The organism is Vibrio sp. 10N.261.52.A1, assembly GCF_002876325.1.
In the GTDB taxonomy this organism is placed as follows: domain Bacteria; phylum Pseudomonadota; class Gammaproteobacteria; order Enterobacterales; family Vibrionaceae; genus Vibrio; species Vibrio chagasii.
The window spans coordinates 1-4,792 of the sequence record NZ_MCYD01000070.1; the positions used below are offsets into that span (position 1 = coordinate 1).

Genomic DNA, 4,792 nt, shown 5'->3' on the forward strand with positions numbered 1-4,792 from the left:
AGTGTTGAGCCAAGACAAAATCCGTATGCAATTAGCACCGGAAGTGAGTGAGGTTGAGGGTTACGTAGAAGCCGCCGGTATAAAAGTACCGCAATTGGCCTCTCGACGTGCCATGACAACCGTGGAGCTGGCCGATGGAGATAGCTTTGTTCTCGGTGGTTTGATGAGCAGTGCTGACTTGGAAAAAATGCAGAAGATCCCTTTTGTGGGCGATATTCCAGTTCTTGGTGCCGCATTTAGAAAAGCAACCACTGAAAGAAAACGCACCGAATTGATCATCGTAGCCACCGTAAACCTCGTGGAGCCGATGAAGCCGAAAGATATTCAACTGCCATATATCAAGAAAACATCGACATTGGCACGTTGGCTGAACATCAAATGGGATGGTAAAGAGGTGACGTCTTCTGATGCAACGATTCGTCTGCTGTCGCAAGGAGGATTTATCCAATGAAGAAACTAGTATTGATGGCGTTGTTTGCGATTTCACTATTCGGCTGTGCTTCTGAACAATATTTTGTCGGTCATGGTTCTGAAGCCCTGGTATACAAAGAGCATCACAGCTTTAAGTTCGAGATTAAAAACCGTGCAGAAACCACCAAGCAACTCGACGTTTTAATACACAAGATTGAGTCGATGGATAAAGAAGCGACCTACTTGGTGGATTATAAGTCGGCTGTTAACAAGAAGATGTTACAGGGGATCTTTAAGCAGTATCCATCCCATTTGATCGCCCCTCAAAGAGTGGTTTATCGCAAGGCGCAGTTATTACCAAGCGATCTAAATATTCAGGTGACCTTAACGCGCCTAAAGACACAAACGTGTAAACCAGCGCAGATACATGTTCGCTTGAGACAGTCTGATTGCTTCGTTGAGTCGATGCGATTGAAGCAAGTGGCGTACAAGTCGAGATTGGTAGGAGAACAATAATGTTTGATCTAACGAAAGCATTAACAACGAAGGCCAAGCCAGTTCAGGCAACCTCGACAGGTGTCGCTGGGTGTACGTTGTTTTACCAATCACAAGAGTGTTTAAACCTGGTTCAGGAAGTGTTTCGCTTTGAAGGTTGGAATGATCCTGCGTGTGTGAAAGCGACAGCGGGCATCACCAAAATCACCGAGCAACAAAGTAGTCATATCGTGGTTCTAGAGCTTAATGAGTCGAGTAATGTGGTGGAAGATGCGAAAGCTTTTGCCAGCAAACTGCCGACTCATAAAGGCGTGGTCGTGATTGGCAAAGAAGATGCCATTTCAACGCTTCGTTCTCTCAAAGACATGGGTTTCTATTATGTGTTCTGGCCTGTGAATAAGCAGGAGTTCGCAGATTTCTTAACGCACGTAAGTAAGAACCTAAAAACCTTCTCTGGTGTCAGTCAGAAACGTAAAGCAAAGCGTGTTGCCATCGTTGGCACAAAAGGCGGCGTGGGCACGTCGTTTATCTCTACTGAGCTCGGGTCACTGTTGTCGACACAAGGCTCAGATACCATTCTTGTCGATCATCAATATGCTGACACCAACATTGATGTGTTGCTGGGTTTAAAAGACTTTAAGCCACGAACCATTGATGAGTTTACCGCGCCACTGCATGAAATGGATGAAGAGGGGGCATTGAGTTACCTCACTAGCGCTCGTAAGAACCTGCGTTTGTTAGCTATCAATGGTGACATGAGCCAAAACGACGTGCTTAATTACAACCAAACCTTGTGTGAGTTGTTGGCAAGAAACACTAACTTCATCATCGAAGACTTTTCTGGCGCGGTGGACTTCAAAGTTGAACCCCAACTCTTGGCAGAAAACTTTGATGTCGTCGTGTTGGTATTCGACGCGTCGGTGTCATCGGTGAGAAGTGCAAAACGACTGTATGAAAAGATAGAGAGCTTACAACTGACGTTATCGTCGCGTACTCGCGTCATTACGGTCGCTAACTACCATCGCCCACAAAATGCCTATGTCTTACAAAAGCCTGATCTAGCCAAGTATTTAGGCGCGAACGTTGATCTCGAAGTCGACTACTGTAAGTCGTTGGCTCACATCATCATTGATGGAAAGCGAGGACACAAACACGACCGTCATATCAGTCGCTCTATGGAGCAGTTGGTCAAGTTGATTAATGGACAACCGATCGACCAGAAAACGATGAACTCGTGGTTAAAAAAGGTGCGCGTTAAATGAGTTCGAATAAAGACTTATACCTCGCTTTTCGTGGCCAGATCTTTGAGGCGTTAGACGCTGAAGCGGTTCAGAAAATGAGCCGTAAAGACTTGGAGTCTCAGATACAAGCAGCGGTCGATTTATTAGCGAACAGCTACCAAAGACCTATCACCTCCATGATGAAGTCCGGTTTGGTGAAAAGCTTAATCGACGAGCTATTTGGGCTTGGTCCTTTACAGCCATTGGTCGAAGACCAGTCTATCTCAGACATCATGGTGAATGGGCCCAACAACATCTTCTTCGAACGCCACGGCAAGGTTAAAAAATCCGAAGTTTCGTTTGTGAATGAAGAGCAGTTATTGGCTATTGCTAAGCGTATTGCCTCACGTGTTGGAAGACGCGTCGATGAGCTTTCTCCTACAGTCGATGCAAGGCTAGAAGATGGTAGCCGTGTGAACATCGTGATCCCACCGATTGCATTAGATGGTACCTCAATCTCCATTCGTAAGTTCAGAGAGCAGAATATCGGCTTTGAAGACCTGATTGGATTTGGGTCGATGTCTCCTGATATGGCAAGAGTGTTGATGATCGCGTCTCGCTGCCGCATCAACGTTCTGATCTCGGGCGGCACAGGTTCGGGTAAAACCACGCTACTCAACGCACTGTCGCAATATATCGCTGAAGATGAACGTATTGTCACGATAGAAGATGCTGCGGAATTGCGTCTGCAGCAGCCTAACTTAGTTCGACTTGAAACTAGAACCTCAAGCGTAGAGCAAACAGGAGCGGTCACTCAGCGAGACTTGGTAATTAACGCACTGCGTATGCGCCCCGATCGAATCATCCTCGGTGAGTGTCGTGGCTCTGAGGCGTTTGAAATGTTGCAAGCGATGAACACGGGCCACGATGGTTCTATGTCTACGCTCCACGCGAACACCCCAAGAGATGCGATTGCCCGTGTTGAGTCTATGGTGATGATGGCGAACTTAAATCAGCCGCTGGATGCAATTCGTAGAACGATCGTAAGTGCCGTGCAGATGATAGTTCAAGTCAACAGGCTGCGTGATGGCTCTCGTAAGATTACTAGTATCTCGGAAATCGTTGGTCTAGAGGGCGATAGCGTGGTGATGGAGGAGATCTACCGCTTCCGTTACGACGATGCTCACTATGGTGAAAACGTGAAAGGGGAGTTTGTCACCAACGGCATCATGCAGCGATCTGAGCTTGTGAAAAAAGCGCAATTCTTCGGGCTCTATGAAGAGCTTATCGCATCCTTTAAGGGGGCATAGCATGCTGTGGATCTCATTGATTCTATTTTCTTTTGTGCTGCTTTTGATAAGGGATTCAAAGGTAAAAAAGGTCAATCAATTCTTTAATATTGAAGAAGCGGAAGCTGAAAACTTTAACGCCATTAATGTGAAATCATTAGTTCGAAAACAGAGCTGGCACAGGTTTAAAGAGTCGATTTCACCTACTTTAATGGTGCTTGGCCCACGTTCAACTTTATATATCGCCCTATACATAACGATTAGCCTTGTTGCTTCTTGGTACATCGTGGTTGACCTGTTATCGATGACTAACTCTTGGTGGGTGCCGGTATTGGCATTAGTTTTTACCTTTTTTGGTTACCGCTTCTTGGTGACCAGAAGACGTCGAGATTTCGAGAACACTTTTCCAGATGCGTTGAATATTCTGATGAGTGCGGTAACAGCGGGCGACAGTTTAATGCAAGCCATTAGCTATGTTGGTGAAGTGATGCACAACCCGATCGGACGCGAATTCAAATTGATGGGCGACCGACTAAAGCTAGGTGAATCTCCGGAAGTAGTGCTTAAACGATCCTGTAAAAACTATCCATACCCAGAGTTTCTATTTTTTACCGTAACGATTCGAGCCAACATTGCGCGAGGCGGACAGCTTAAAGGGGTGTTAGCTCGATTGATTCGCGTGTTGGTGGATGCTCGAACGCTAGAAAAAAAGAAGATGGCAATGACGTCGGAGGCTAGGATTTCAGCCAAGATCGTAGCGGCTATACCTTTGGTATTCATGGTCATCCTTAATTATATCAATCCCGACAACGTCAATTATGTCTTGTATGACGAGTCGGGCCGTGTGGTGTTGTTTTACGTTTTGGGCAGCGAGCTTTTTGGCTTATTCATCGTTTGGCTATTAGTGAGAGGTGTGCGGGCATGATGATATTAGCTGCACTTATTGTGCTGTTTTTTTCGCTGCTCTTCTTGATCGTCGAATCGGTACGTGCCGACCAAAGACAAAAGAAAGTCGCTATGTACATTGGTGGCGATGCCATTAAACCACCTTCTCGTGTGAATCGATTTTTCGTTCGATTTGGCAAGGAACATCGCCATGAACTTGAACAGAAACTCATAGAGGCTGGCTATTACAACACCGAATGGGCGAAGTTCTACTTTCCCGCTAAGGTATTGGCTCTCGGCCTCATCTCAGGGCTCGTGTTGCTGGGAGATATGACATCGACCAACAAATTGCTGGTGGTGATTGTCTCTTTAATTGTGGTGATTGTGGTGCCAGATACCTTGTTGCAAATGCGCCGCAAAATGCTGATCAGCAAAACCTCGGCACAACTTCCTTACCTTCTGGACATGATGTCGGTATGTGTACAAACCGGT

General features: G+C 46.1%; 4 protein-coding genes and 2 pseudogenes. All 6 read left to right on the forward strand.

Going from position 1 to position 4,792, the window contains the following annotated elements; genetic code table 11:
* Nucleotides 1-451, forward strand: a pseudogene (locus BCT81_RS01015) (pilus assembly protein CpaC); the annotation flags it as partial.
* Complete coding sequence (locus BCT81_RS01020; protein ID WP_102423013.1) at nucleotides 448-927, forward strand: hypothetical protein; 480 nt, start codon at nucleotides 448-450, stop codon at nucleotides 925-927. The pseudogene BCT81_RS01015 and the gene BCT81_RS01020, both read left to right, overlap by 4 nt.
* Nucleotides 927-2,168 (forward strand): chromosome partitioning protein ParA, encoded by a 1,242-nt coding sequence (locus tag BCT81_RS01025; RefSeq protein WP_102423014.1) that lies wholly within the window; start codon nucleotides 927-929, stop codon nucleotides 2,166-2,168. The genes BCT81_RS01020 and BCT81_RS01025 overlap by 1 nt, the downstream gene beginning before the upstream one ends.
* Nucleotides 2,165-3,436, forward strand: a complete 1,272-nt coding sequence (locus BCT81_RS01030) for a CpaF family protein (protein ID WP_063523672.1) — start codon at nucleotides 2,165-2,167, stop codon at nucleotides 3,434-3,436. The genes BCT81_RS01025 and BCT81_RS01030 overlap by 4 nt, the downstream gene beginning before the upstream one ends.
* 1 nt (nucleotide 3,437) lies before the next feature.
* Nucleotides 3,438-4,340: a type II secretion system F family protein gene (locus tag BCT81_RS01035; protein ID WP_102423015.1), complete on the forward strand. Its 903-nt coding sequence runs from the start codon at nucleotides 3,438-3,440 to the stop codon at nucleotides 4,338-4,340.
* Nucleotides 4,337-4,792, forward strand: a pseudogene (locus BCT81_RS01040) (type II secretion system F family protein); the annotation flags it as partial. The gene BCT81_RS01035 and the pseudogene BCT81_RS01040, both read left to right, overlap by 4 nt.

Bases quoted from the DNA above. Each gene is read 5' to 3' on its own strand.
- BCT81_RS01025 (WP_102423014.1), top strand. From the start codon at position 927: ATGTTTGATCTAACGAAAGCATTAACAACGAAGGCCAAGCCAGTTCAG.
- BCT81_RS01035 (WP_102423015.1), top strand. From the start codon at position 3,438: ATGCTGTGGATCTCATTGATTCTATTTTCTTTTGTGCTGCTTTTGATA.
- BCT81_RS01030 (WP_063523672.1), top strand. From the start codon at position 2,165: ATGAGTTCGAATAAAGACTTATACCTCGCTTTTCGTGGCCAGATCTTT.
- BCT81_RS01020 (WP_102423013.1), top strand. From the start codon at position 448: ATGAAGAAACTAGTATTGATGGCGTTGTTTGCGATTTCACTATTCGGC.